Below are 25693 nucleotides of genomic sequence, written 5' to 3' on the forward strand. Positions count from 1 at the left end.
AAGCATAAACCATAAACAGTTTGGTAAATGAAGAACAATGTTTAGGAAGTAGCTAGTAATTGTTGAAGTTCATTGTACGTTGAAAAGGCGGAGTCTCTTTGAAGACTTCGCCTTTGTTTATATAGGGCATGAATGGTTTCAATACCTTTAATTGTACGTGAAGCATGACGAAGATTTTGAAATCCTGCGGATTTGACAAAACGTCTCTTTACATACCTATGATCCTGTTTTTTAGAGTGTAGCTTCATGTAGAAAATTTTGCAACAGAACCGCATAAGATACGATTCCTCTAGGAATATATACGCTATATTCTCTTTTATTTTATCTTTGCACCAGAACCAATTGTTTATACTGCGTGTTAACGAAGAAGTTAGCATGGTAAAACAATTTATCATGTCAGTTCATTAATTTCGGATTAGGTAATCAAATGCACCTAGAGATGCATTTGCTCCTGATCCCATTGAAATAATGATCTGTTTGTATGGGTTATTTGTACAGTCTCCTGCAGCAAATACGCCAGGCACGTTTGTGGCACTATGTTTATCTGTAACAATCTCACCGAATGGAGTGCGTTCAACTGTGTCGCCTAACCAATCTGTGTTTGGTACAAGACCGACTTGAACGAATACACCCTGTAATTCGACGAGATGAACTTCTCCAGTTTCACGATCGATGTAAGAAATACCTTCTACTTTGTCAGTACCAGTAATTTCTTTTGTTTGAACGTTCTTTAATACAGTTACGTTAGGTAAGCTGTAAAGACGTTCTTGTAATACAGCGTCAGCTTTTAGTTCTGGCATAAACTCAAGAACAGTTACGTGTTTTACGATACCTGCTAAGTCAATTGCTGCTTCAATACCAGAGTTACCGCCACCGATAACTGCTACGTCTTTTCCTTCGAATAAAGGACCGTCACAGTTTGGACAGTATGCTACACCTTTATTTTTGAATTTAGCTTCACCCGGTACACCAACATTGCGCCAATGAGCACCTGTTGCAACGATTACGCTCTTACTCTTTAGAACCGCACCGTTTTCAAGTTCCACTTCGATTAAGTCTTTCTTTTCTAAACGTTTCGCACGTTGTAAGTTCATTACGTCGATGTCGTAATCTTTTACGTGTTCTTCAAGGCTTGCTACAAACTTAGGGCCTTCAGTGTGCTTTACACTGATGAAGTTCTCGATACCCATTGTATCCATTACCTGACCACCAAAGCGATCAGCAACAATACCTGTGCGAATGCCTTTACGTGCTGCATAAATTGCCGCACTTGCACCAGCTGGACCGCCACCAACAACAAGAACATCGTATGGATCTTTATCCGCAAATTCTGATGCATCTGGACCGCTTCCCAGTTTCGCAAGAATTTCCTCAAGTGTCATACGACCGCTTCCGAATGATTCACCATTTAAGTAAACAGTTGGTACTGCCATGATGTCTTTACTTTCTACTTCTTCTTTGAATGTAGCGCCATCAATCATCGCATGTGTAATACCAAAGTTAAGAATGCTCATTAAGTTCAGTGCTTGTACAACATCTGGACAGTTATGACAGCTTAGGCTGATATACGATTCAAAACGATATTCACCTTGAATGTTTGTAATTTGATCAATTACTTTTTGCTCAACTTTTGGAGCTCTGCCACTAACTTGTAGTAAAGCTAATACTAGTGAAGTAAATTCGTGTCCTAGAGGGATACCGGCAAATGTTACTCCAGTGTCTTCGCCAACACGATTTACACTAAAGCTTGGTGTTCTTTCTAATTCAGTATTTTCTACTTTAATCTTTGATGACATAGTTGCTAATTCATCTACTAAAGCTAGCATGTCTTTAGATGTGTCATCAGATCCTGCACTAACTTTAAGTAGTACATCGCTTTCCATCAGTTGAAGGTATTGGGTTAATTGTGCTTTGATATCTGCATCTAGTACCATTTTCATTTTACTCCTTAAATTTTACTTCTTAGATTTTACCTACAAGGTCAAGGCTCGGCTTAAGTGTTGCAGCACCTTCTTGCCATTTAGCTGGGCAAACTTCCCCTGGGTTGTTGCGAACATATTGCGCTGCCTTAATTTTGTTAATAAGGATGCTTGCATCACGGCCGATACCGTCTGCATTAATTTCAACAGATTGGATAACACCATCTGGATCGATAATGAATGTACCACGAGCAGCAAGACCTTCTGATTCAATTAACACGTTGAAGTTACTAGAGATTGCACGTGTAGGGTCACCAATCATAACATATTCAATTTTTCCAATAGTTTCTGAACTATCATGCCATGCTTTATGTGTGAAATGAGTATCTGTTGAAACAGAATATACTTCAACACCTAGTTCTTTTAGAGTTGCGTATTGATTTTGTAAATCTTCAAGCTCAGTTGGGCATACGAATGTGAAGTCCGCTGGATAGAAGCAAACTACGCTCCACTTACCTTTAAAATTTTCTTCAGTAACCTCGATAAATTCACCATTATGGTAAGCAGTTGCTTTGAATGGTAGTACTTCTGTTTCGATTAATAACATAATAAAATTCCTCCTAAATGTGAGTTTTGAGCAATATAAATTAGCGTGCTCATAAATTAATTTTTAATTAAGAAAATAAAAAAAATTCTAATTGAATATTAATTACCATATAAAATGTTTCGTCAAGATAAATGTACAACGTTATCATACTTTGACTTAATATCATCCTGAACCGGTGTTGGTAATATAATCAAAAAGTTAATTCATCTTCAATTAAAATCAAATCAATTTAATCAATCTGTTCAAAATCAAAAGAAGACTAAGATCTTTGCAGTTTATAATATTTATAAACCCTTTTAAACAATTTGTTTAGAAGAGTTTAAATCTATTTAAAATCACATTGCTTAAGATCGACAATTTTAGTTTTATATTTTATCTTATAACCAAACCAAATACATAAAAATAAAATGATACTAATATATGTCGTGAATAAGTCAGCCCATGAAATCTCCATTCTCATAATGCTCTTATATTCTTGCCCCGCTATAATAATTATACATAAGATAATCGAAACAATAGGAGCAAAGGGAAACCACTTAGCTTTATAAGGGAGATTACTGATTTGTCCTCCTTGTGCTATATAAGCTTTGCGAAATCGATAATGACTTAATGCAATACCTAGCCAAGCTAGAAAGCCAGAAAGACCAGAAGAGTTTAATAACCACATAAATACTTTTCCTTCACCAAAAAATGAAGAAAGAAAAGCAAGCATACCCATTAAGGATGTAACAATTAAAGCATTGATTGGTACACCATTTTTATTTAATTTCATGAGTGATTTTGGAGCTTTGCCCTCTTTAGCTAAAGACCATAGCATTCGAGTAGAGGCATACATCCCAGAATTCGCAGCTGATAGAATAGATGTTAATATCACAGCATTCATTACTGATGCAGCAAATACAAGACCAGCTTTCTCAAAGACTATTGTAAAAGGACTCATTGAGACATTCTCAATATTGGCATTCATTAGATAAGGGTGCGTATATGGAATGAGCAACCCAATTACAAAAATAGAACAAATATAGAAAAGTAAAATTCTCCAAAAAACTTGCTTGATGGCTTTAGGTACATTTTTTTTAGGATCCTTACTCTCTCCAGCTGCAATTCCAATTAACTCTGTTCCTTGAAAAGAAAATCCTGCAATCATAAAAACCGATAGGATACTAAAACTATTAGATGGAAAGGGAGCTTCATCGATAGTGAAATTTTTAAAACCAATAAATTCTCCACCTATGATTCCAATAATGGTAAGTAATCCTATTAATAAAAAAACTATAATTGTTATTACTTTAATTAAAGAGAACCAGTACTCAGCTTCTCCAAATGATTGTGTAGAAAAGTAATTAAGTAATAATATTATGGTTAAGAAAATAGCACTCCATACAATTCCCGGAACAGATGGGAACCAAAATTTCATTATAATAGCAGAAGCAGACAATTCGACTGCTATTGTAATAGCCCACGTAAACCAATAATTCCATCCAAGAGCGAATCCAAGAGCTGGATCTACAAATTTGGAAGCATATGTACTAAATGATCCCGAATCGGGTAAGAATGTGGCCATTTCACCCAAGCTCATCATAAGTAAATACACCATTATGCCTATTAAGATATAGGAAATTAAGGCCCCACCAGGTCCTGCCATTTGAATAGACGTACCACTAGAAATAAACAAACCTGTTCCGATTGATCCACCAATAGCAATCATAGTAAGATGTCTTGTTTTTAATGTTTTTTTTAATGTGTTTGTAGGATGTACATTGGTTTTATGGATTATATTTTCTACACTTGAAGTTGCAGTTGCTCTTTCAGAACTCATAATTTCTCCCGTATAATTTTTATTTAGAGTGTTTAGAGATAACATAAACTTTTAGAGATTTAAATAAAAGTGATATGAATCTCTTTAAAAAATTTATTAAAACAATCTAAATCAATACAGGTCACATCTGTATTGATTTAAACACTCTGAATTTTGCAGAGGGTACTATAAAAGTTACCGGAGGGAATAAATTCTTCTCTCCGGCTCTAAAGATGTTCAACTTATTTAAAGGTTAAACTCCAACTAAATCCTTGCTGTCTTCATAAATTTCTCCCATAGTTTCATGAGAAATATTTTTAGCTAGATCTTCTTGGGAAGCGTAACTGAAAACTACAACCGTACGACGAGAATCATTCTTTAATGGTGTAACTCTATGCAATGTAGTACCAGCTTTCATAAAGTAACAGTGGTCTTGAGGGACATAGAGACTTTTAATTTCGCGATTTTCTAAAACTGCCTTTAGTCCAGCTTCTGGATTTTCTTTATCCCATACAGTGTCAGGTACATACTCAACTAGAGCACCTTCACCTTCTTTAGGAGCTTCAATAACCCAAATTAAAGCGAATGTATAGTCATCCCAATGCCATCCGTGTGTATCACCTGTTTTTTGCTGATTATTAATGATAAATTCTTCTGGCGTATATGGGATACGGTGAATTGGTTCATTGTTGTTTAAAAATGTTAAGAAATTTAAAATCACTTCAGATTTAAAGAACGCTGGGATTAATTTCCCAAATTCAGAAATACTATCACGATTTACTACATTGAAGTTACGAGGTGTATTACCTGTGGCTTTAATAGTAATATCACGACGTTTTGCATTTTCTGAAAGGAGATATTTTGCTTCAGCAGACATAGCTGCAATTAAAGGTTGAGGCAACATATCATTCATCATTGCTAATCCATCATTTTTAAACCTCTCTTGAAGTACTAATAAGTAATCTTTTGAAAGTGAGTCGATGTGATTTTCTATAATTGTGTCAAATTGTTTTTGAAATGTCATAGTAGATCCTCCTATTTTTTGAATAAATACAGTTTATTTATCATCAATTACTTTAATAGCATGTAAACCATTGCTACTTTGTACAGAAAGCCCTAAGTCAATGCAGTAATTTAGGTATTCTGTAATATCTTTTGTAATAACTTCTCCTGGTAAAAGAACAGGTATACCTGGTGGTGTGACAAGTACCGACTCGGCAGCTACTCTCCCAAAGGCATCATCTAGGTCTACATATTTGACTTTTGAAAAGTATGCTTCCCTAGGTGTCATGGCTAATGTAGGTAGTGTCAATGCTCTTATAGCACCTTTGCTCTTGGCAATTCGTTCAAGATCAATTGGTATCGAGCCGGCCTCAAATCGACTGGCTAATGAACGTAATGCTTGTATCAATTGTTCAATATCCAATTCATTATGCCCAATCGTTACAATAAAAAGAATATTATTCACATCGGAAAGCTCAACTTCTATACGATAGTCATCACGTAAAATATTTTCAACTTCCCTACCTGTTACACCCCAATTTGTTACATTTATACAAAGTTTTGTCTCATCTAAAGCAAAACTAGAACTTGAACCACTCAAATCTTCTGGTTTTAAACAAGAAAGCCCGTATATTTTATTAATAGAATCTCGTGCTATACGAGACAAATCTATTGCACGTTGCAATAACTCTTTTCCGTTTATTGCCATTTGCTTACGAGCAGCATCCAATGAAGCCATCAATAGATAAGATGCACTAGTGGTCGTAATTAAAGAGAAGTTTTCTTTAACTCTATCTAAGTTGACTAATCCTTTTCGAATGTTAATCACACTTGTTTGAGTAAACGAACCACCCATTTTGTGCATACTTGAAGATGCAATATCTGCACCTGCTTCCATAGCAGAGATAGGGAGATCCGGATGAAAATGCACATGTGATCCCTGAGCTTCATCTACTATAACTGGTATACCTTTTGAATGCACATAATCTATAATGGCTTTCAAATCTGTCACAACACCATAATAGGTAGGATTTATTATACAAACGCCTTTAACATCTGGATGCGCTTCTAAGGTTTTCTTTATATTCTCTAAACTAATTCCGTGACAAACACCATATGTCGGATCAATTTCAGGAGATATAAAAATTGGTACCGCACCAGATAAAATCAGCCCACTAACAATAGAGGCATGTACATTTCTAGGAACAATAATTTTATCACCAGGATTACAAATACTCATTATCATAACCACGTTGGCACTACTTGTTCCTTGAACACTAAAAATAGTATAATCAGCTCCAAAAGCTTCTGCCGCTAATTTCTGTGCTTCATGAATAATACCAGTAGGATGACGTAGATAATCTAGTGGCGGTATACCTACTAAATCAAAATCTAAAGTATTTTTCCCAAAAAATGTGGTAAATTCATCATCCAACCCTCTGCCTTTTATATGACCAGGTGTGTGCATCTGTAAATAATCGCGTTCTATATAATTCTTTACCCCAGTAATTAAAGGAGTATCATATTGTTTATTTTTGTTCTTTAGTAACAAAGTTTCCTGTTGGAACTGCAAATAATCACCTCAATTAATTAATTAATTTATTATCTTGTTGTAAAAAGAAACATATTTCATCTGGTGATTTGGAAAACATTCACACCTCGACACACCAAAATATGGAGAATAACTCCTATTTTAATCCTCCCTTTATAATTTAACTTTTAGAACATTAAAGTTTAATTTTAGAACATTAAACTTTAATTTCTTAAGATTCGGTTTTTAGTATAAATTCAAAAAGATAACTATTAAAGTAGGCACTTTATAGTATCTTAGTATCATATTACATTCATACTAAACTTTAATAAGTTAGTTATTTAAATTCAAAAATATGATACCTACACTACTTTATGACTGAGGAGTGTAGGTATCATCTATAAATACGGGTTTAATATTACAAAATTCAACAATTAATATCTGTTAAAACACACATAATATAACTTTTGTATTTGCCTTTATAGTACTTAAAGAGAATAATTCTTTTTGCTAGAGAATTATTTTTATAACAAAAAAAGAGTTCCCGTTTCTGGAACTCTAAAGCATACATCTTATTTTCTAAAACAAAGATAGTTAATATTTACTTCCTCAATTTTTAGCTGGCGTCTTAGATAAATTGTTCATATGGATTATGTAATTCTTAGCGCTTTCTTCTAACTTTTCATCTGTTAAGTTATGTTCTGCACCATACACAGCAAATGTTGGTAAGAACTTCATCCCAGTGTAAAGGCAAGAAGCCTGATAAGGTTTTAGCAATTCACTTAATGTATACTCATTCGCTTCACCTGCTTGATATTCTTTCTCTACTACACCAGTAGAGATAGCTAAACCAAATTCTTTTCCATGAAGCTTATCTCCTTTTGAACCGTATGCAAATCCATACGTTAGAATATCATCAAACCACTTTTTCAATAAAGGGGGAGAGCTGTACCAATAGAATGGAAATTGAAAAATATAACGATCATGTTCTAATAATAGATTTTGTTCATATTCAAGATCAAAGTTCCAATCTGGATAACGTTTATATATTTCATGTACAGTAAAATCTTCTGGATATTTTTTAATTTCCTCGAGCCAACGTTTATTCACTCGAGATTCTTCAATATTTGGATGTGCAATAATGATAAGAGTTTTCATAAGTATTTTTCCTCTCCTTAAGATATTTATTTTACCAGAAAACCATCTGAATATTTTGATGATATTGATATTATGTAATATATATATTAGTGTTTGAAGTACGCACTTTTAAGTGCCATAGGAACTTTTAGGTGCTATAGGAACTTTTAAGTGCGTATAAAGGTGAAAGGGAGCATGCATTAATTTTTCACAAAACTTATATATAAATTACAATATCCTCCAGATTGGTATATATATAAAGTTAGTGAAAAAATTAGGAGCTCCTTTCCAAATAATTAAAAGGAGGACACTTCATGAAAGAATATAACTTTCCCATCGAAGCAACTCTCGATGTTGTTGGTGGAAAATGGAAAGTAGTATTATTATGTATTTTACTGGATGGTAAGAAAAGAACTAGCGAGATTAAACGTGCAATGCCTAATATTACACAAAAAATGCTTACACAACAATTAAGAGAATTAGAAGCAGATGGAATCATTGATCGTACAATGTATAATCAAGTACCACCTAAAGTAGAATACTCTTTAAGTGAATATGGAAAATCTTTAACTACAGTACTCGATTATATGTGTGAATGGGGTAAGTCCCACATTGGAAAACAGCGAGAAGGGATAGATGCTGATAAAAAAATATAATTGAGTCTTACAATATACGGAATACATAAATAATCCCTCCTCAAATAAAGTTTTAAAATTTATTACAGGTTGACTTTTCCATTTATGTAAATATAATCAAATTGTCACATGTTGTATATAAAGTGTTTTTAATTAACTACTTACATACTGGTTAAGAAAGAAGGCTTTTAACAAATTTGACTCTAATTTGTAATTAAAAATTAAGTACAAACTTAACGAGGACGGAAAGGGGATTTTATTTATGAACGTAAAAGAAAAAATGAGATTAGGCGAAATGTATTGTGGGTTTGACAATGAATTAGTTAAGGCAAGAGTGAATGCAAAAAAACTTACCCGATTATACAACTTAACAACTGATGCAGAACCTGATTATCGTGAGATGCTAATTGATAAACTCTTTGGAAAACATGGTTTGGATACATTTATAGAACCAAACTTTCGTTGTGAATTTGGATACAATATTGAAGTAGGCGATAACTTTTTCGCAAACTATGATTGTACCATCTTGGACTGTGGTAAAGTAACAGTTGGAAATAATGTATGGCTTGGACCAAGAGTACAAATTTATGCTGTAAACCATGTGACAGAACCACAAGCTAGAAAAGAAGGATATGAAATAGCAGCACCTGTAAATATTGCTGATAATGTTTGGGTTGGAGGAAATACAGTAATAAATATGGGAGTTTCTATCGGTGAAAATAGCATCATTGGATCTGGAAGTGTTGTAACAAAAGATATTCCAGCTAATGTCGTTGCAGTAGGAAATCCTTGTCGAGTGATCAAAAAAATAGATTAATTACTAGGAATATTGTGGCTTATGATTATATTTTTATTTTAAAATTCATTAATTATCAAACTAAAAAAATCTGTAATGTAGAAGAAAAAATCTACATTACAGGTTTTTTTAGTAATATTAAATTCATTAGTTGCAACTCTAAAATTCGATTAAATAGAATTTTAGAAAAATACATTATATAAATTAATCAGCTTATTCATTAATTTGACAATTGGCAGTATCTATAATTCATATAGAGTGTATTATCAAACTGATCGAGGTACATTATGATAATGATTATCGTTCTCTAAATACTTAGTTCCAAGTTCACACATTTGAAATAAAATATCCTTTAGCTCATACCCCTTAGGAGTAAGAGAGTACTCTACTTTAAGTGGTATTTGTTGGTATATCTTTCTATCAATTAGCCCGTCTTGTTCTAACTCTCTCAATTGTTTTGTAAGCATGCTTGAAGTTATTCCAGTAAGTAACCCCTTCAACTCACCAAAACGCTTTTTCTCATAAATTAAGTAATACATTATTACCATCTTCCATTTACCAGTAATCATAGTAGATAATAGTTCCATGCCACAATTATAAGTTAATTTCCTCAAAAGAATCACTCCTATATACTAAGGTAAAAAGAACAAAAACAAAAAGTTATTTTTTTATCTTTTTCCAGTAAAAGTTTAACATAGAATTAACTGGGAAATAAACATGGGTAGCACGCACATTTTAACGTTTTTATATCCTAAAGATTTCCAAAAATTCATTTCGTGCTTTTCGAATAATAAAGGAACAGACACTTATAATAGTGTCTGTTCCTTTATTACTTTGGACTACAAAATTTAGGGTTTTGTTGCAAAATTTTCTCCATGAAGATACACTCTAAAAAACAGGATCTAGGAGAATCAGACATGAGATATTTTAAAGGAAAACAATTCAAGAAAGATATTATTTTAATAGCTGTCGGCTACTACTGCCGTTTTTCTTTAAGTTATCGTGATGTATCTGAAATCCTGAAAGAACGTGGTATTTCAGTGCACCCAACAACCATCATGCGATGAATTCATGAATATGGCAATCTCATCTATCAAATTTGGAAAGTAAAAAATAAGTCTGCACGCTTATCCTGGCATTTGGATGAGACTTATATCAAAGTTAAGGGAAAATGGTGCTATCTCTATCGTGCAATTGATAAAGATGGACATACTTTGGATATTCAACTCCGTAAAAAACGGGATCATCAGGCTGCCTATGCCTTCATGCAAAGATGAGTAAAACATTTTGGAGAACCAACGGTTCTCACTACAGATAAAGCGCCGGCATTACTTTTCGCATGTAACAAATTAAGAAAACAAGGACTTTATCAAACTACAATTCATTGTACAATCAAACATTTAAACAATCTTATTGAACAGGATCATAGGTATGTAAAGAGACATTTTGTCAAATCCGCAGGATTTCAAAATCTTCGTCATGCTTCACGTACAATTAAAGGTATTAAAATCATTCATGCCCTATATAAACAAAGGCGAAGTCTTCAAAGAGACTCCGCCTTTTCAACGTACAATGAACTTCAACAATTACTAGCTACTTCCTAAATTTAGGTACTTGATTTTTGTTCCTTTAATATTACTTTTCCCTTAATATACCATTCTAGCCTTCTTTTAAAAACTATAATCTTTTTATGTATATAAAACAATGTAATTCTAATAGAAAGCAGGAAAGCCTATAAAAAAATGGACTTTAGATAATTTTATTGAAACAATTCTACTAAATGGATGACCAACTCTTTGCATTATGAAACATCTAAAATGAAACATATTATATTTTTAGCAACGATTAGATATAAAAATAGTAAATTAAGGTTATTTTCTACCGTATCCTTTACTTAACAACCAAAATATGAAACACTTTTCTACTTTTTTCTATTAGAATCGTATTATAGATATACCATAATGGTAAATAAAAAGCAGGCCAGTCCATAAGAAATAATAGACTGGCTTACTTACAGAGAAGAGATATAGTTATTCCTCTAATGAGAGTTATAATCTTTCGATGATCTTTCTTCTTTCATACCATTTTGAAAGTTTTTCCATAGCTTGATCAGACATACGCTTCGTCTTTTTATTACAAAATCTAGACAAAGTTGAAGGGGAAAGAGAAAGTTCTTCTGCTATTTCTCTAATACTAATTTTTTGTTTTGTTTGCACTTCTATTAATTTGTTACGAATACGATCCATTTTCATCTCGAGTGTTTCAATTACATCATTATGTTGTACTTTTACGATAGATTGTTTACTATTTTCTATATTTTCTATACTTGTATTGCCTGTATCATTATCCATTTGTATTAGCATTTCTTCTGGTGGGAAAATGTTTATTGAGAGTTTTGAATAGTAGTTTTTAAACCAGTTTCTCTTACCGATTTGTTCCTCATCTAAACTCTCGGCGTATTCCCAATGAGAGATTACTTTTTCTTTTTCCAAGTCTACAAGTACATTTTCCAACTGATCCTTGATACGATTAGGCTTCCAATTCATAGGTATATCCATAACTGATAGTAATCCTTTATCTCCGCCAATCGAATATGGTTTCCATAATGTAGAATAAACTTGGCGTATGCGCCATTGCCAAGTTAAGTAACGAATGAGCCTTTTATGATATTTATATCGGTGGCTATTATATTCTAATGCCTTTTTTGATAGAAGAGCAGTTGTATTTGATGAACCATATAAGTAGCTTGTCAAGAAGCTACCAGGTTTGATCCGGCAAGACTCTATTCCCATATATTCATTGGTTACATTATGTCTCCACAATACAACTGAATCTAATACAAATAGTCTTTTAATCACTTCTCTTTTTACTTCAACTTTTTCACTATCGCTATCACTATCATTCAATACTACAACTTCATTATCATCATTTAAATAAATGAAAATACTGGCCAAAGCAGCAATACGTTTTGCAACCTTAATTTTATCCTCTGCTCTATAGTACTCCTTATTATTCACAACTGTTTTAGGGATATTACACATGTCTAGAACTTGTTTATATGAAAAATCAATGAAATCCTCTGGAGACTTTGCTTGATTAATCCACTGAATTGTTATGACATCCAAACAATCTGCTGTTAGATCATCCATGTTAGCCATAACATCGTTAACTAGTGTACTCCATCGAGTTGCTTCTTCATTATTTATTAATCTTAAGTCCTCATCTTTATGAGATGACAATTGGGCAATTCCATTGCTTCCTTTTGTCTCAAGAGGATATTGTAACTTTTTGCTCTTTTCATCTTCTTCAAAATTATTCTTAGCAATCCCGTCTCTTAATTTATAGTAAACTGCGGAGTTGCTTACCGGATAATAATCATCACTTACAACAAACTCTGGACCAAGCTCCTTGTCTGATTCCTGATGATCGTTTGTAACAGTTGAAATTACCTCATTATGAAACTCCTCTTGTATGAATCCGCCTATTGCTTGATGAATTTCATCTTTATACATATCTATATTTTTATAAATATGTATAAGTGATTCTCCTTCTTGTTTCTTTTCTAACCATGATAATAATGCATTAAAAGATGGTGATACATGTTGAGAAGTTATTATTTTAGTGCTATTAGACTTAACATCGTCTATGAAGTTATTCCATTTTGTCCATAAAGGTTTATTTTTCTTATAAAGTGGCTCAGATATTAACAGAGCATCATTAAATATATTTAAAAACTTGTCCAGTTTCGGTCCCTCCAATCGTGCATACAAAAAGTCTTGAATAGGCAATTTACACCGAATTCATGCAATACTTTTGCGGTATCCTTACCGTTAATACTAAAACATGCAACATTGTCTGATAAGTTATAACTTTGAATCTAGTTTACAATTGGTTAGATTATATTCGTAATTTACACATTTCCGTGATTATTGTGGACTTTATAGCGCTCAATTGTGTATTATTATGATATACAATAATTGTATCATGCATTATTTTGGTACACAAGGAGAGGGTACTAAGTGTCACAAGTTTTAAATATGCGTTATCCAAAAGAACTATTAAAGCGTATCGATGATTTTAAAGAAAATAAGGGATTTACGACTCGTACTCAAACTATTATTTATTTAATTCAATATGCACTTGAACAATTGGAAAATCGTAAAAAATAATACTATCTATTAGACAGGTTAAATAAATTTCGATATATTCGGGTTGGTTTTGAAAGTGTTTTTTGATATATAATCGGGATTTTTTCACAAAATAGTATAAACATAAAGACTTTTCAATCATTTTTCTATATTATTAGAAACGTGGATAATAATAAAAAAGCTATTCAAAGTTTTAATCAAGGGAGGGAAGTGGCGTGTCTAAAGAAAAAAGTGAACATGAAAAAATGTTAGATAGCTTAACTCCGGAACAACGAGAAGAACTTGAAAAGTTAAAACAAGAAGCGTTAGAAGAGCCGCCGAGTTTCTTGGAGTATATAGAGGGCATGAAAAGAAACGCAAGAAAAGACGAGGAATGAATCCTGGTCTTTTTTTATTGTTATTCGCATCCACAAGCTATCAATCGTTCACTTCCGGTGTGAAACAGATGATATGTTGCTTCACATTTGTGGTTGTGATAACAGCATTTACTTGTGACCTTGCAATACAGCATTTCATGTTTATCCTCTAAAATGATGTTTTGAATCTCTTTTTCCATATGTCGCACCGCCTTTTCAACAAAGTGGGAAAAATGTAGGAAACAAAAGAAAATATATAAGGTGACAGTTGGATTCGAACCAACAATTGGAGGATGTGCCGTCCTCCTACCTTTCCTGATTGGCTATGTCACCGTGATATAGACGGAAAAATATAGATGGCGACTCAGGAATTGAACCTGTGTACGATCTGTTAGACCATTTGCCTTGCCCCGTTGAAGGGCTGCGTCGCCATGTTATTTAACTAATTATCCGAAAGAATTCTCCTTCCCCAAGCGTGTGCAGGGCGATAGCACAACGATAGGTGGGAGATGAATTTCGGTTAGCGTAAGCCAACATGTTTGCTATCATATACTTGTACAGATTGCTCTTTGAAAACTGAAGATATAAAGTTGTTGTAGGAAATTCGTCTACAACGTAAAATCTTCAACATTCTATCGCCCTACGCTACTGAAATATGCGAAAACCAAGCGAAGTAAGTAGCGTAGATGAGTCCAACGTACACATACTATTTTTAGGGGTAGGGACTACCCTGTTAGCTTGGTAAACATAAGTGGCTAGTAAAAGCACTTACTTCTCAAAAAGCTCTCACTTCAATGAATTAATAGCAGCTTATTGAGCAAAAAAGAGAATCTTGCGAGATTCTCTTTTTTGCTGTGTTGGTAAATATGTTGAATTAAGAATGGATTGAGTCCAATGTTACCCCTCGTCACACTAGACACTTATAATCGTTTTACGAACGCTGACACGACTTGAAACTTGTTGCTACGCTTGGTAGGAGTGTATATGCTACACAATCGACAGCGTCACCACAACAATTTCTAGAATAGTCACAAACAAACTGCAATTTTTCTTCGACTTGTTTATTTTTAACACCTTTATTCATGTTCTCAACTCTTTTCATTCATTAGAAAAGAGTACGATTAGCAACATATTCCGTTAAAAACAGAGGTTCCAGTGTTACTGAAGTATTTGTATTCTCCAGGACAATCTACACCTGCACCACAACAATTACGGTGTTTAGCGCAATAAATCTCAACTTTTTCTTCGACTTCTTTGCCATGTTGTTTTTCGTGATTAGCATTCTGATTCATGATTTTTCACCTCCTTTGCGGAGTTTTTATGTTTTTATAAGGTGGCAACCGGATTCGAACCGGTGCTGAAGGTTTTGCAGACCTTTGCCTTACCACTTGGCTATGCCACCATAGTTGTTTTTGTGGTTCTACTTATAAAAGAGAGAGAAAGAGGCTGTTTATCAAAAAGAAAAATAAAAAATAATTTTTTTTAGGAATTTTGTTTTTTTGGAGTGGTTGTTTCTCTTTAGTAAGTGTAAGGCAACTTACGACACTCCAAAATACATATCGAAAGGGGAATGTTAAATGATTTTAGATGGTAAACGTTTAACAGGACAAGCAGAACTTCAAGATGCTTTAAAAGCATTGCTTGAGAAACCAAAATTCAACGAGATTGTTGAATCATTACAAAAAGTAGTTAAATTCGGTAAAGATGAACTTGAAATGAAGCTCGTTTACATCTTTGATACTCGTTCATACTTAGATGGCGCTTTAACAACTGGTAAAATTACTGTTGTACGTGCGGCTGAACGTATTCAAATTCGTCATATTGTCTTAACTGAAAAAAACGGTAAAGTTGTAGGTGAAGACTATACAATCGATACTATAAACGAAAAAGGCGGGTTAACTGTTTTCGGTTACAACAAAGAGTTAGAAGAAGTTGCTTCTTCAACGCATGGTGGTTACGAGTTCCTAGAAACAAGCGTTAACGAAGAGTTAATCGACAACAAAGAATTTGCGCCATTCTCTACTGTAAAAGAAGAAGGGTGGGGAATTCCGTTTTGTTTAGCTGGTGGATATAAACATTGTGGCCCAGGATGCGGAGATGGTCTAACTTTCGGTGGAGGTACACCAATTAACGCTATCGACTATTGCTGCCGTAGCCATGACCGTTGCTGGTCTCAATTCGGTGAAAACGACGCTTGCTGCGACAAGAACCTTGTAAGCTGTGCTAAAGCTAATCGTAGTGCTGGTCCAGTTGCGTCTGACTTAATCGTTGCTTGGTTCAGCAGCAACGCTAACAAGTGCTAATCGAATAGTGAACCATAGAAAACGGACATCATTAGATGTCCGTTTTTTCAAGTTTTCTTGTATTTACATTTTTCAGTCTACTTTCTTATAATAATAATAAGGGTGGCAAACATTTCCACCCAAATATAAGAAAGTGGGTGATATCGTGCAATACTTCGTATATATATTTATAGCGACAATTATTGTGGTTGCTGTATCATCAGCATTGCTCCGTAAAAAGAATCCTCGTTTGACTTGGGTTCCGGGTGTTGTATTATCAGTAGTATCTTTCGTTGTAGCTATAATCTCATATTTTACTCTTAACGGATGGGACTCAATGGGCTTCTTCTTTATGTTCATTAGCGTTCTAATAGGTTCATTGTTAGGAACGGTAGTTGCAAAGTTTCAAAAATCAGCCTCTCACTAATCCTACCAAAAAAGCAAAACGAATTTCTCGTTTTGCTTTTTTGGTAGGATTAGGCTGCTATGATTTTTTGTTGCGGTATTAAAGTGAAAGTAACAATTGCTTTATGATCTTGTAATGCACACATCATTTCAACGTCTCCGTCACAATAGGATAAAATAAGCATTTTCATAGATTTTTGAGTGGCATAAGCCCAGCTTTCTGCAACTTCTATTTTATATCTTAATAATTTTATGTCGTGTTCTTGGGTGATAGTGTCAATTGCTTTTTGGAAAAATTCTTGACTGTATAGTTCTTCTATGATGCTTTTGATTTCTGCTGTTTCTAAACGTCTTTTAAATGTATCATTCATTTGTAATTCCCTCCGAAATTAGACTATCTACTTATTAAAAGAGAAATGAACAAATGTTTTATCAAAATTAAAATAAAAAATAGTCAAAAAAGCTAACTTTTTTAAGTTAGCCTTTTTGACTCCTGTTCATCTTTGGGAATACATTGGTTGCAGCAAAGGTCTACACCGTATTCTTGTTTTATAAAATCTTGGAATTTTTTTAGTTGTTCTGAGTAGCTAATTGCTAAATCTTGATAAAAACAAACATATTGATCTTCACAACAATCAATACATCTAGCAACAGATAATAAAACTGTTTTTAAGTCATTATATTTCATAAGATCTTTTTCAATATCTCCCATGTAGAATCACTCCTTAAAAGAGTTATGCTTACACTTATTAAAGAGAAATGATATAGTTTTTTATCAAAAAGCGGATAAAAATAATTTATTTCTTCTGTATGACTTCTTTTAACGTATCAATTGAATCTGTTAGCTTTTCGATTCTTTTTTCGAAGCGAATGAGTAGGTAGATAGCTAGAGCGATAGGGAAACCGTAGTTGCCGATTAATGATACCCATGCTGGGTCCATAAGCTCCCTCCTTTCATTAAGCTAATTGAATTAATCCGTTTCCTTCTTCTAGTGATGAAAAGCCCAACTTTTCTGCGTGTTCTACCAGGTAGGAATAAGCCATAAATGATTTGATAGTTTGGTTATTTTCAAATACCGCTGGCATGAGATTTAAGATAAGTGCTAGTGCACCAGAGACATGAGGGGTAGCCATAGATGTGCCAGAAAGTTTTGCGTACTGACCATTTAAAAATGTCGAATAAACCATACCGCCCGGTGCTACAAAATCTAAATTGATGTTTGTGTTGGAAAATGATGATAATGAAAGGTCTTGGTTGATAGATCCTACCTGGATTACTTCTTGGTAGAAGCCTGGATAGCTGATTTCGATTGTTTCACTTTTCCCATCACCTTCGTTACCGGCTGCAACAACAAGTAAAATGCCTCGTTTTCGAGCTTCTTTTATAGCTTCATATAGTTCCTTGTCATGTTGAGTGCCACCTAAAGACATATTGATAATGGAAACTTTCTCACCATCTGGGCCTTGCCACGCCATTGCGTATCGGATTGCGTTAATGACATTTTTGTAATTGCCTTTTCCGTTTTTGTTGATTGTTTTTAGTATGAGTAATTGAGAGCGTGGTGCAACTCCGATGATTCCAGTTTCAATTTCTCTTGCTGCAATAATTCCTGCAACATGAGTTCCGTGCCCCCGATAATCCATATAGTTTTTCACATCGCCGTTATCATCGTCTGTAAAGTTATAGCCGTCTATTACAGCTCTCTTTAGATTTGGATGATTAAAATCACAACCGGTATCCAAAACTGCAACAATGATTCCTTCACCTTTTTTGCTTGTTTCCCACACATCGCGGGCTTTAATCAGGTCTATTCCGTAAGGAATTTGTTGAGGTTCTTCGGTAATAGATTTTACTGTAAATGGGATTTCTGATATAGTTCTCATTTTCTCCCTCCTAAATTTCCCTCTTAGTTTTTAAAGAGGAACTAAGGCTAGAAAAATAAAAAGATGGCACAAAATTTGTGCCATCTTTTTTTATAAAAGAGCGTTAGTGTACCGCTCTTCCGTGAATCCAATGATTTTCTTTTCTGTTTGTTCTGCAGAATCTTGAATAATAATGAGTGGGACGCCTGGTGAATTGTATTGTCGAAACTCAGCATGATTCGCTTCATCTGTTGTGTCCTTCATTGTGTAATCCACGTTTTTTGCTTCTAACCATGCTTTAGCTTTAACACAAAAACTGCATCCATCATGCCCATATAAAGTAACCTTTTTTGCCATTTCTTGTTCCTCCCTTTTGGTTCGTACACTTATTAAAGAGGAACGACTTGCCAAAAAATCAAAATAAACTAAAATTCTTTTCCCGATTTTTTCTTTGAACATCGTAAGAGGGGGTTATATTGCAATGAGTTGTGAAGGGAGGACTGTCGAAGAAGCATTGATATTAAGGGATTTGTAATAATTTTTATTAATAAGCCACTTGTTAAAACTTTATTTTGTAATAGAAAGAAATTACGTAAAAAATGTTTGGGATATTCCAAAAAATCCTTTTCTTCCCAATGAAAAAGTGGGATAATAGAGAGGTCTTAGGGAACGTGTGTTCGAAAAGAAGAGAAAAGTTTTGATTTTTTGCGAGAATTTTTTGATTTTTTTGCGATTCATTTCTCTTTTAATAATTGAGGAGGGCATTTTATGGGGAGCAATCAAATAGAATCTTATTGTAGTAAGTACAAGAAAAAAATGAACGAACCAATAGTTCGGAATTTTTTGAAAGGTAAAAACAACTACGCATTATTTCAAGAGGCAATCTTGAATCCCACTAAAGAGAGCACACATCTTTTGAACCAAACTTTTGCGGAATATTACCGCAAAGTCAAAATTATTAACTATATCAGCAAATTAGTGAAATATTACTCTATAGATATTGAGAAAAGAATTAATTTAAATAAAAAACGGAACGTTTTAACTTTAGATACATCTATTAATGATGAAGAAGATTCAATTAAAATGGATGTATTGTCTTCATCTGGAGAAGATTTAACGTATAAGGGTTTCGAGCTGACAAGCGGAAGTCTGAAAGAGCATCTGAGCAACGATGTTTTGCATAAAGCTCTAGAAGTCTTGTCGGACAAGCAAATGGAAATATTGAACTTAATATATATGAACGATCTTACAAATAAACAAGTTGCTGAGATTTTAAAAGAATCAGAGCAAACAGTTTCTTATAATCATAAAGCTGCAATCAAGAAATTACAGCAGGTTATGCTAAAAAAGGAAGATGGGGTGAAAAAATGAGCATGGATTTGGAAGCGGTATATTCTTTAAATGAGTTAACTTATGAAGCGATTATTAAAGATTTTTCTCCAAAAATTCGTAAGAGCTTACGTAATGTAGCTGTTCAGGAACGTGATGATATGGAACAAGAAATCAAAATGAAAATCTTTGAAAAGTTTGAAGTACTACAAAATGTTGCTGCACCTACTTTTTTTGAATTTGTAGAAAAAATATGATGGGCTTTTTGATTTTAGACAGTTATACATCTCTTTTATAAGTATAAGAACCATTCCAATTGCTTGATTTCTCCCCCAAGAAGGCCCCGGTGTAAATTACACGGGGTTTTCTTGGGTTCTGGTACAAAAACTTCAAGACTCTTACAAGTAATTCGAGAAATAAACAAGCTGCCAAGCCATTTTTTAAGAAATCCTTGGCTTTTTCGTATGTTTCTAAACCTCTCGTGATAACAGTAGATGAGAACCCTGCCTATCCTGTAGCGATTCAAGAATTAAAAGAAGTAAAAGATGCCTAAAAGCATACAACTAAGGCAAGTTAAATATCTCAATAACATAGTGAAATAAAAACACCATTTCATCAAGAAACGTGCGCGTTCTATATTAGGATTCTAAGTCTCTATCAAATGTTTTTTGCACCGAAACTAGGTGAATTGCTTATTTTTTATTGAAACAGAAAAAACTCTTTGCGTCTTTCTTACCTAAAGTAATAAAACATGCAACATTTTTATGATTTCTTACCCAGTTCATAAGCATTTGACTTAAAAAATTCTAACTGCAAATTTTTTTTTGCGGTATTCCTTAACAAAAATTTGATTTTTTTGCGGTTTACTTGCCCTAACATTTTAAATATAATTCGTGAAAACCTTATAATATCAAGGGTTTCCACAAATCAGTTCTATTTTCACTTCAAAATAAAACATGCAACACCTTTGCGGTTTACTTGCCCTAAAATTCTTCAGACATGCAACACTCTTTTGCGGTTTACTTGCCCTATTTTTATATAAAAAATCAATTTAAACCTATATATATCAACGGATTGCATATAATTGCATCACCTTATACAAACGTGCAACACTTTTGCGGTTTGCTTGCCCTAAGAAAATAGCAATTACTAAGAAAAACCCATATATATCAACGAATCAGCTGTGATGCACATATTTTTTTATCGTTCTATGAGGCGCGCAACACTTTTGCGGTTTGCTTATCATAAAATTTTTTTCAAGAAATTCGCAATCCATTGATACGCAAGGGATTGAAGGGTGTTGCATGTTTTGAAAATCCTCCTTAAAGGGACAGGTTTTTGCTAAATTCGATTTGATATAATCAAAAATGATATTTTATGCCTTAATTTGGCACATATTACTTTTTTAATTAGGAGGTGAAAAAGATGGGGAAGTCATTTGTAATTAATAGTAAGCGCAGCTTAAACGGACAAGCTACTACAGCAGTATTAATTACGATTAAATCATGGCAACAGCTAGTAGAAGCGCTGGAAGATAAATATTATAGCTATAAAGATACGCACTTAGAAGATATCTTATCATCTATGACTTATGAAGAACGCATTGCAGATGAAGATAACTTTGTTGAACAAGCGAAACCATCTTTTTCACTCCAATTCGGAAGAACCTATACACAAAATAAGGAACGTAAGCACAAACTTTATGGTATTACGAACGCGGATCTAGAAGTATTTATATTCTTACATAAGAAATGCAATACATATGGCGTACTATCTCATGTATCCGTTCATATGCTTTGGGAGGAGTACAAGAATTATAAAGAGGACCTTGCATATCTCCAGCATTCACAGTTCTATATCGCATTAAAAAAGTTAAGCTTACATAACATCGTTTCTATTAAAAATGAAATGAGTGGTAAATATACGATTACATTAACTCATTTCATGAATGAAGAAACAGGGAAGGCTAATCCATATACGTTTATTAGTCCAGTAGTATTTACAAAACAATTCTTTGAAATGTCTGTTGCTGCTAAAAAGCTATTTCTTGATGTTGCAATGCAGCAGAAAACAGAAACTACTTTGAAACGCTCTTTATTCAAAACGAATGAAAACGGAAAGCCTACTCATTTAGGCGGTATGTATCGCTTTTTACATAAGAAATACCCGCATCAAATTCGCGCAGTCATTGATGAATTAACAGCGCTATATACTTGTACAGGTACACCTTTATTACGTATTTGTAAATTAGAAAAAGGTGCTAAGAATCCAAAGCTTTATACAACGCTACATCTTTCGATTCATCCGGATTTCCTTTGCGAGCAAGAAGCAGGGGAAGAATTGTATCGTGATCCGATTGAGTCAAAAGTTACTTATTCTCGTAAGGCCCGTTTCATTGAAACTGTACTCAATGAAATGAACATTGGTGAATTCACAAATAATATGAATCTATTTGTAAACGTGTTGAAACATTCGTGTCATCGTCAAATACGCCAGGTTATTCGTGGGCTACGTGAAATGATACACCGAGAGGAAAATTATCCGAAGAATCTTGTTTATACGTTACGAAAGCTATTAAATCAATCCTCTTTATATCGTGTGCAAGATGCTGCGGCTAAAGAAGGATTATATCCGCTTATTACACATGACGTTTCACAAGAGGAGCAAGAACAAGCGATATTTGACTTTGGTGTACATTTCTCTATGTACTCTCTAAGAAACGTTAGAAAGCTATTTAAAAAGGCTTATGAGTTGCTTCATCAAAAGTATGCTGTACCAGTTACAGAACAGGCATATCAGAAGCATTATATGAAGTATCCAGAGGAACGATTATTTAGAAAGTACGCATATGAGCAAGGTGTAAACATCAATGCGTATCTTGCTTTAGAAATTGAGATCCGCGAACTATTAAAAGCTAGAGGTCATAAAGAGCGCTCTATCCCTAGCGACGTTCGTGAACTGTTCATTGAAAAGATAGATAGATTACCAAAAGAACAACTACGTGTATTAGAAGTACCTGAAGACTTTAACTTGAAATCCTTTATTAGCAGTATAGAGAAAATACTTCGTAATAAGGGTGAAGTAGCATCAATTGACCAGGTACTTGCAGTCATGTAGGTAAAGCAGCTCTCCATTTTGAAAAATATCAAAAGAGGAGGGCTTTTCGTGCTGGTGTTATATCAGTTATATCTTAGTGATGATTCGATTAACGGGAAATGCATGCTCCATTTTCTTGTAGATCGAATCTTTTTTTATTCAGTTTTATGAAAGCTGGACATAGACCGTACGATATATCTACAGCTGCTCCACATAAATGAAACTGCTTCATACATTTTTTGTTATTTATATCTACATATTTTCGCAAATTATTTTCATTTTATCGTGGATATGTGGATGTTATCTCTTCTTTCTGAATAACTTATCTTCACAAATCTTGCTGTTATCACGTTTCCCTCCTAAATCTACTAAAAATCATCAAGTATTGGGTGAATACTGTGGAATCCTATGAATAATGTGTATGAATGATAGCCAATTGTTAATAGAATGTGTATGGTTTTCATGAAATTGTGGAATAAGTGTGTAAAAGGTTGTTGCTCACCTATATGAATAAGATTGCATCCTGGTGTATCAAAATATTTATGTATTTATGTAGGTTCCTTGAATCCCATTTATGAAAATTTGTAGATAATACGAGGCGATAAGAGTGGTAAAACCGTTAATAGTACACTGTAAATAAATTGAATTTATGATTTTACAGGGGTGTAGTTTAGATGATCCCTTGTAGCTGTAAGATAAATTGACCCATTTTGGGTACTATAATAGTTTTATCCCTTAATTCTTTTAATATATATAAGATTTATTTTATAAAAGGTTTTTTCATTCAGGGATGTCTCTTTGTAAAAAAGATAATAATTTGTAATGTAATCGAATTAGTTACTTTAATATTAAAAACAAAAAAGAACACTGTAATATAAGTATTCCTTTCAAGAAGGGAAGCTAATGAAAGAGTATAAAGGCTATAAAATGAAACAAGCCTTAATATAATATATGTTTTACCTTTATAAAGGTACTAGCAGATTTGAAAAACTTGTCCATTTTAAAGTGAAAAGGTTGCCCTGCATGGGGCACTTTTGTATAGAAAGGTATGAAATTTACTACTCAATATAGTATATTTTCGTTCCATATAAAGGTGAAAAGTTGTTTTAAGTTAAAGAGCAGTCAGCAAAAGCTAACTGCTCATCCCTTGGAGAGGGGAAGTAGGACTACAGGTTGTGATTTCTAGGAGTTGCTTGTTTATAGTATGTGCAGAGGTTGAAATATTATGTATGCGGAGGGAAGTATCAATTCAATAGGAAAAGACACTCAAAGTGAGTATCTTCCTTAGCAGCATCAGCAGAAGCCACCGCCTCCAAAACAACTACAACCAATTATGATTAATAAAATAAACAACACAATAAGTAAGGCGAAGCCGCCACCGAAGCCACCACAACCAGCAAAACCCATGAACTATTCCTCCTTTTAATCAGGAAAAAAAACTATGAGGTCTGTCGTTGGAGGTATTACTGTGGATTTACATTACATTATGTGACATGGAACTAAAGGGTGCATGTATGTAAAATTTACATCCCTAGTAATTCATTAATGAACAATAATGTTAATAATGAACCAGTATTGCTAATTTTTAGTTCTTAATATACAATTAAATTATAATTATTAGTTTATTGTTTATTTTGTTTCCTGTTTTATCTTTCTTTCTAGGAAGTCACTAATACTTCAAATCTAGAAGAAATAAAACAGTTGAGTGTTGAGATGATGAAATAAGAGATATATTGGTTATATCCGCGTTCATCAACTGTAAAAAAGGGCTTTTCCTGAGCCGAACATCAAAAAGAGATATTTTCTATCCTTTTTTGAATGCTTCGACTTGAGAAAAGCCCTTTTTGTGTTGTCTCAAGATTCGTGAACTATGTAAATAACAAGCTAATAATAACCAATATTATTAGAAAGAGGGATTTGAAATGAAGATGAAAACAAGAGGGAATTCACAAAACACAAAACGTGATCTTACTGCACGAGGAGAAAAATTGATAATGAAAGCAAAAAAGGAACATACAACAATTACGTCTCTGGTGTAAAAACATCAAGATAATAGCAGCCCATCTTTGAATTTTGGACATATTGATACTAGCATTCTAAAAAAGTGATGTAATCAGTATGGAAAATCAAAATTTGTTCAAATGGAGGAACGCGGCTTATATATGGCTTACACAACGATTATGCGTTGGTTCATCAATAAAACTAATAAAAAACAATATTATTATATGTGACATATACTCTGGAATTTTAAGTTATTAATAGCATATGAGGTTTATTGACAGGTAATATATTACATATTAGTATAAATTTGACCGTAGGCCTTTGGTTAAAAAATATTTGGAGGAATATACATGAATATCAAACTAGATCAAGAACAAAGTGAACTTATTCTAAAAAAAACCGGAGTAAAACTACAAGAGATTCAACTTAATGAGGGCGAGTTAGAGCAAATTAGTTATGGTCCTATTACTACTATGGCTCTAGGAGAAGAAGATCGCTGGCATTAATAATTAGAGATAGGACAAATAATTTATTATCATTCTGGTAGCAAATTATTTGTCCTCTTTATTCTAAGAAAGGAAATAAAATATGACCTTACTTATCGTGAACCCGATGGATGACTTTCATTGTAATTATCTGATGTATAAACTCAAAAAAAGGAATATATCTTTCATAGAGTTAGGCCCTGTTGACAGCAATGAATATTCCTTTAGTGATAACAAGTTAATTTATAATGGTAAGGTAATAGATCATGTTCATTCTATTTTTATTAGGAGTAACATGATTTT

Annotated in this window: 25 protein-coding genes, 1 tRNA gene and 3 pseudogenes; 12 read left to right on the plus strand and 17 right to left on the minus strand. The window is 33.5% G+C overall.

The window, feature by feature from the left end; all coding sequences use genetic code 11:
• Positions 1–41 precede the first annotated feature (41 nt).
• From ACFQZ1_RS08405 to ACFQZ1_RS08435, 7 genes and pseudogenes are all read right to left on the minus strand, one after another.
• Positions 42–230 (minus strand): annotated as a pseudogene (locus tag ACFQZ1_RS08405) (IS6 family transposase); the annotation flags it as partial.
• A 174-nt stretch (positions 231–404) separates the two neighbouring features.
• A complete protein-coding gene (gene ahpF, locus ACFQZ1_RS08410) occupies positions 405–1934 on the minus strand; it encodes an alkyl hydroperoxide reductase subunit F (protein ID WP_377881688.1) in 1530 nt (509 codons plus the stop codon).
• 28 nt (positions 1935–1962) lie between these two features.
• A complete protein-coding gene (gene ahpC / locus ACFQZ1_RS08415) occupies positions 1963–2526 on the minus strand; it encodes an alkyl hydroperoxide reductase subunit C (protein WP_377881689.1) in 564 nt (187 codons plus the stop codon).
• Between the two features lie 325 nt (positions 2527–2851).
• Positions 2852–4345, minus strand: a complete 1494-nt coding sequence (locus ACFQZ1_RS08420) for an amino acid permease (protein ID WP_377881690.1) — start codon at positions 4343–4345, stop codon at positions 2852–2854.
• Between the two features lie 232 nt (positions 4346–4577).
• Positions 4578–5348: a HalD/BesD family halogenase gene (locus ACFQZ1_RS08425; RefSeq protein ID WP_377881691.1), complete on the minus strand. Its 771-nt coding sequence runs from the start codon at positions 5346–5348 to the stop codon at positions 4578–4580.
• 33 nt (positions 5349–5381) lie between these two features.
• Positions 5382–6899: an aminotransferase class I/II-fold pyridoxal phosphate-dependent enzyme gene (locus ACFQZ1_RS08430; RefSeq protein ID WP_377881692.1), complete on the minus strand. Its 1518-nt coding sequence runs from the start codon at positions 6897–6899 to the stop codon at positions 5382–5384.
• Between the two features lie 567 nt (positions 6900–7466).
• On the minus strand, positions 7467–8015 hold the full coding sequence (locus ACFQZ1_RS08435) for an NAD(P)H-dependent oxidoreductase (protein WP_377881693.1): 549 nt from the start codon (positions 8013–8015) through the stop codon (positions 7467–7469).
• A 293-nt stretch (positions 8016–8308) separates the two neighbouring features.
• On the opposite strand from ACFQZ1_RS08435, the gene ACFQZ1_RS08440 reads away from it, so the two are divergent.
• Together ACFQZ1_RS08440 and ACFQZ1_RS08445 are read left to right on the plus strand one after the other, a co-directional pair.
• A complete protein-coding gene (locus ACFQZ1_RS08440) occupies positions 8309–8650 on the plus strand; it encodes a winged helix-turn-helix transcriptional regulator (RefSeq protein WP_377881694.1) in 342 nt (113 codons plus the stop codon).
• Between the two features lie 241 nt (positions 8651–8891).
• Entirely contained in the window at positions 8892–9446 is a 555-nt protein-coding gene (locus ACFQZ1_RS08445) for a sugar O-acetyltransferase (RefSeq protein WP_377881695.1), read from the plus strand.
• 245 nt (positions 9447–9691) lie between these two features.
• Here ACFQZ1_RS08445 and ACFQZ1_RS08450 read toward each other — a convergent pair whose 3' ends face one another.
• Positions 9692–10012 carry a winged helix-turn-helix transcriptional regulator gene (locus tag ACFQZ1_RS08450; protein WP_377881713.1) on the minus strand — a complete coding sequence of 107 codons (321 nt, stop codon included), beginning with the start codon at positions 10010–10012 and terminating at the stop codon, positions 9692–9694.
• A 330-nt stretch (positions 10013–10342) separates the two neighbouring features.
• On the opposite strand from ACFQZ1_RS08450, the pseudogene ACFQZ1_RS08455 reads away from it, so the two are divergent.
• Positions 10343–11029, plus strand: a pseudogene (locus tag ACFQZ1_RS08455) (IS6 family transposase).
• A 444-nt stretch (positions 11030–11473) separates the two neighbouring features.
• Here ACFQZ1_RS08455 and ACFQZ1_RS08460 read toward each other — a convergent pair.
• The gene (locus ACFQZ1_RS08460) at positions 11474–13168 is read right to left on the minus strand and encodes a helix-turn-helix domain-containing protein (RefSeq protein ID WP_377881714.1); all 1695 of its coding nucleotides are present in this window, start codon (positions 13166–13168) and stop codon (positions 11474–11476) included.
• A 276-nt stretch (positions 13169–13444) separates the two neighbouring features.
• Between ACFQZ1_RS08460 and ACFQZ1_RS08465 the strand changes: the two genes are divergently transcribed.
• The gene (locus ACFQZ1_RS08465) at positions 13445–13594 is read left to right on the plus strand and encodes a ribbon-helix-helix domain-containing protein (protein ID WP_377881696.1); all 150 of its coding nucleotides are present in this window, start codon (positions 13445–13447) and stop codon (positions 13592–13594) included.
• 194 nt (positions 13595–13788) lie between these two features.
• The gene (locus tag ACFQZ1_RS08470; protein ID WP_377881697.1) at positions 13789–13950 is read left to right on the plus strand and encodes a hypothetical protein; all 162 of its coding nucleotides are present in this window, start codon (positions 13789–13791) and stop codon (positions 13948–13950) included.
• Between the two features lie 1100 nt (positions 13951–15050).
• On the opposite strand, the gene ACFQZ1_RS08475 is transcribed toward ACFQZ1_RS08470, so the two are convergent.
• On the minus strand, positions 15051–15221 hold the full coding sequence (locus tag ACFQZ1_RS08475) for a hypothetical protein (protein WP_377881698.1): 171 nt from the start codon (positions 15219–15221) through the stop codon (positions 15051–15053).
• A 39-nt stretch (positions 15222–15260) separates the two neighbouring features.
• A tRNA-Cys gene (locus ACFQZ1_RS08480) sits at positions 15261–15331 on the minus strand.
• A 175-nt stretch (positions 15332–15506) separates the two neighbouring features.
• Here ACFQZ1_RS08480 and ACFQZ1_RS08485 point away from each other — a divergent pair.
• Entirely contained in the window at positions 15507–16232 is a 726-nt protein-coding gene (locus ACFQZ1_RS08485; protein ID WP_377881700.1) for a hypothetical protein, read from the plus strand.
• A 145-nt stretch (positions 16233–16377) separates the two neighbouring features.
• Entirely contained in the window at positions 16378–16638 is a 261-nt protein-coding gene (locus ACFQZ1_RS08490; protein ID WP_377881701.1) for a YesK family protein, read from the plus strand.
• Between the two features lie 49 nt (positions 16639–16687).
• Here ACFQZ1_RS08490 and ACFQZ1_RS08495 read toward each other — a convergent pair whose 3' ends face one another.
• The 5 genes from ACFQZ1_RS08495 to ACFQZ1_RS08515 all read right to left on the minus strand — a co-directional run bounded on the left by ACFQZ1_RS08495 (position 16688) and on the right by ACFQZ1_RS08515 (position 18836).
• Positions 16688–16987: a hypothetical protein gene (locus ACFQZ1_RS08495; protein WP_377881702.1), complete on the minus strand. Its 300-nt coding sequence runs from the start codon at positions 16985–16987 to the stop codon at positions 16688–16690.
• Between the two features lie 101 nt (positions 16988–17088).
• Positions 17089–17328, minus strand: coding sequence for a hypothetical protein (locus ACFQZ1_RS08500; protein ID WP_377881704.1), 240 nt, complete (start codon positions 17326–17328; stop codon positions 17089–17091).
• Between the two features lie 85 nt (positions 17329–17413).
• Positions 17414–17557 carry a YvrJ family protein gene (locus ACFQZ1_RS08505; RefSeq protein ID WP_377881705.1) on the minus strand — a complete coding sequence of 48 codons (144 nt, stop codon included), beginning with the start codon at positions 17555–17557 and terminating at the stop codon, positions 17414–17416.
• 16 nt (positions 17558–17573) lie between these two features.
• Positions 17574–18500, minus strand: coding sequence for a S8 family peptidase (locus tag ACFQZ1_RS08510; RefSeq protein WP_377881706.1), 927 nt, complete (start codon positions 18498–18500; stop codon positions 17574–17576).
• 90 nt (positions 18501–18590) lie between these two features.
• Positions 18591–18836, minus strand: a complete 246-nt coding sequence (locus tag ACFQZ1_RS08515) for a glutaredoxin family protein (RefSeq protein ID WP_377881707.1) — start codon at positions 18834–18836, stop codon at positions 18591–18593.
• 411 nt (positions 18837–19247) lie between these two features.
• On the opposite strand from ACFQZ1_RS08515, the gene ACFQZ1_RS08520 reads away from it, so the two are divergent.
• The 4 genes and pseudogenes from ACFQZ1_RS08520 (at position 19248) to ACFQZ1_RS08535 (ending at position 22925) form a co-directional block, all read left to right on the plus strand.
• The gene (locus ACFQZ1_RS08520; RefSeq protein ID WP_377881708.1) at positions 19248–19850 is read left to right on the plus strand and encodes a sigma-70 family RNA polymerase sigma factor; all 603 of its coding nucleotides are present in this window, start codon (positions 19248–19250) and stop codon (positions 19848–19850) included.
• Positions 19847–20065 (plus strand): hypothetical protein, encoded by a 219-nt coding sequence (locus ACFQZ1_RS08525; protein WP_377881709.1) that lies wholly within the window; start codon positions 19847–19849, stop codon positions 20063–20065. The genes ACFQZ1_RS08520 and ACFQZ1_RS08525 overlap by 4 nt, the downstream gene beginning before the upstream one ends.
• Before the next feature lie 146 nt (positions 20066–20211).
• Positions 20212–20407 (plus strand): annotated as a pseudogene (locus ACFQZ1_RS08530) (DDE-type integrase/transposase/recombinase); the annotation flags it as partial.
• 826 nt (positions 20408–21233) lie between these two features.
• Positions 21234–22925 carry a hypothetical protein gene (locus tag ACFQZ1_RS08535; protein WP_377881710.1) on the plus strand — a complete coding sequence of 564 codons (1692 nt, stop codon included), beginning with the start codon at positions 21234–21236 and terminating at the stop codon, positions 22923–22925.
• A 1272-nt stretch (positions 22926–24197) separates the two neighbouring features.
• Here the strand turns inward: ACFQZ1_RS08535 and ACFQZ1_RS08540 are convergent.
• Positions 24198–24311, minus strand: a complete 114-nt coding sequence (locus tag ACFQZ1_RS08540) for a YjcZ family sporulation protein (RefSeq protein WP_377881711.1) — start codon at positions 24309–24311, stop codon at positions 24198–24200.
• 944 nt (positions 24312–25255) lie between these two features.
• Here ACFQZ1_RS08540 and ACFQZ1_RS08545 point away from each other — a divergent pair.
• The gene (locus tag ACFQZ1_RS08545) at positions 25256–25411 is read left to right on the plus strand and encodes a hypothetical protein (protein WP_377881712.1); all 156 of its coding nucleotides are present in this window, start codon (positions 25256–25258) and stop codon (positions 25409–25411) included.
• Positions 25412–25693: the final 282 nt, after the last annotated feature.

The sequence above is a fragment of the Bacillus sp. CGMCC 1.60114 genome, assembly GCF_042676365.1.
Classification (GTDB): Bacteria; Bacillota; Bacilli; order Bacillales; family Bacillaceae_G; genus Bacillus_A; species Bacillus_A rhizoplanae_A.

Excerpts from the sequence above, each read along its gene's own strand:
- ahpF (WP_377881688.1), bottom strand. The coding sequence starts at position 1,934 with ATGGTACTAGATGCAGATATCAAAGCACAATTAACCCAATACCTTCAA.
- ahpC (WP_377881689.1), bottom strand. The coding sequence starts at position 2,526 with ATGTTATTAATCGAAACAGAAGTACTACCATTCAAAGCAACTGCTTAC.
- ACFQZ1_RS08420 (WP_377881690.1), bottom strand. The coding sequence starts at position 4,345 with ATGAGTTCTGAAAGAGCAACTGCAACTTCAAGTGTAGAAAATATAATC.
- ACFQZ1_RS08425 (WP_377881691.1), bottom strand. The coding sequence starts at position 5,348 with ATGACATTTCAAAAACAATTTGACACAATTATAGAAAATCACATCGAC.
- ACFQZ1_RS08435 (WP_377881693.1), bottom strand. The coding sequence starts at position 8,015 with ATGAAAACTCTTATCATTATTGCACATCCAAATATTGAAGAATCTCGA.
- ACFQZ1_RS08440 (WP_377881694.1), top strand. The coding sequence starts at position 8,309 with ATGAAAGAATATAACTTTCCCATCGAAGCAACTCTCGATGTTGTTGGT.
- ACFQZ1_RS08445 (WP_377881695.1), top strand. The coding sequence starts at position 8,892 with ATGAACGTAAAAGAAAAAATGAGATTAGGCGAAATGTATTGTGGGTTT.
- ACFQZ1_RS08450 (WP_377881713.1), bottom strand. The coding sequence starts at position 10,012 with ATGGAACTATTATCTACTATGATTACTGGTAAATGGAAGATGGTAATA.
- ACFQZ1_RS08475 (WP_377881698.1), bottom strand. The coding sequence starts at position 15,221 with ATGAATCAGAATGCTAATCACGAAAAACAACATGGCAAAGAAGTCGAA.
- ACFQZ1_RS08485 (WP_377881700.1), top strand. The coding sequence starts at position 15,507 with ATGATTTTAGATGGTAAACGTTTAACAGGACAAGCAGAACTTCAAGAT.
- ACFQZ1_RS08495 (WP_377881702.1), bottom strand. The coding sequence starts at position 16,987 with ATGAATGATACATTTAAAAGACGTTTAGAAACAGCAGAAATCAAAAGC.
- ACFQZ1_RS08500 (WP_377881704.1), bottom strand. The coding sequence starts at position 17,328 with ATGGGAGATATTGAAAAAGATCTTATGAAATATAATGACTTAAAAACA.
- ACFQZ1_RS08505 (WP_377881705.1), bottom strand. The coding sequence starts at position 17,557 with ATGGACCCAGCATGGGTATCATTAATCGGCAACTACGGTTTCCCTATC.
- ACFQZ1_RS08510 (WP_377881706.1), bottom strand. The coding sequence starts at position 18,500 with ATGAGAACTATATCAGAAATCCCATTTACAGTAAAATCTATTACCGAA.
- ACFQZ1_RS08515 (WP_377881707.1), bottom strand. The coding sequence starts at position 18,836 with ATGGCAAAAAAGGTTACTTTATATGGGCATGATGGATGCAGTTTTTGT.
- ACFQZ1_RS08520 (WP_377881708.1), top strand. The coding sequence starts at position 19,248 with ATGGGGAGCAATCAAATAGAATCTTATTGTAGTAAGTACAAGAAAAAA.
- ACFQZ1_RS08525 (WP_377881709.1), top strand. The coding sequence starts at position 19,847 with ATGAGCATGGATTTGGAAGCGGTATATTCTTTAAATGAGTTAACTTAT.
- ACFQZ1_RS08535 (WP_377881710.1), top strand. The coding sequence starts at position 21,234 with ATGGGGAAGTCATTTGTAATTAATAGTAAGCGCAGCTTAAACGGACAA.
- ACFQZ1_RS08540 (WP_377881711.1), bottom strand. The coding sequence starts at position 24,311 with ATGGGTTTTGCTGGTTGTGGTGGCTTCGGTGGCGGCTTCGCCTTACTT.
- ACFQZ1_RS08545 (WP_377881712.1), top strand. The coding sequence starts at position 25,256 with ATGAATATCAAACTAGATCAAGAACAAAGTGAACTTATTCTAAAAAAA.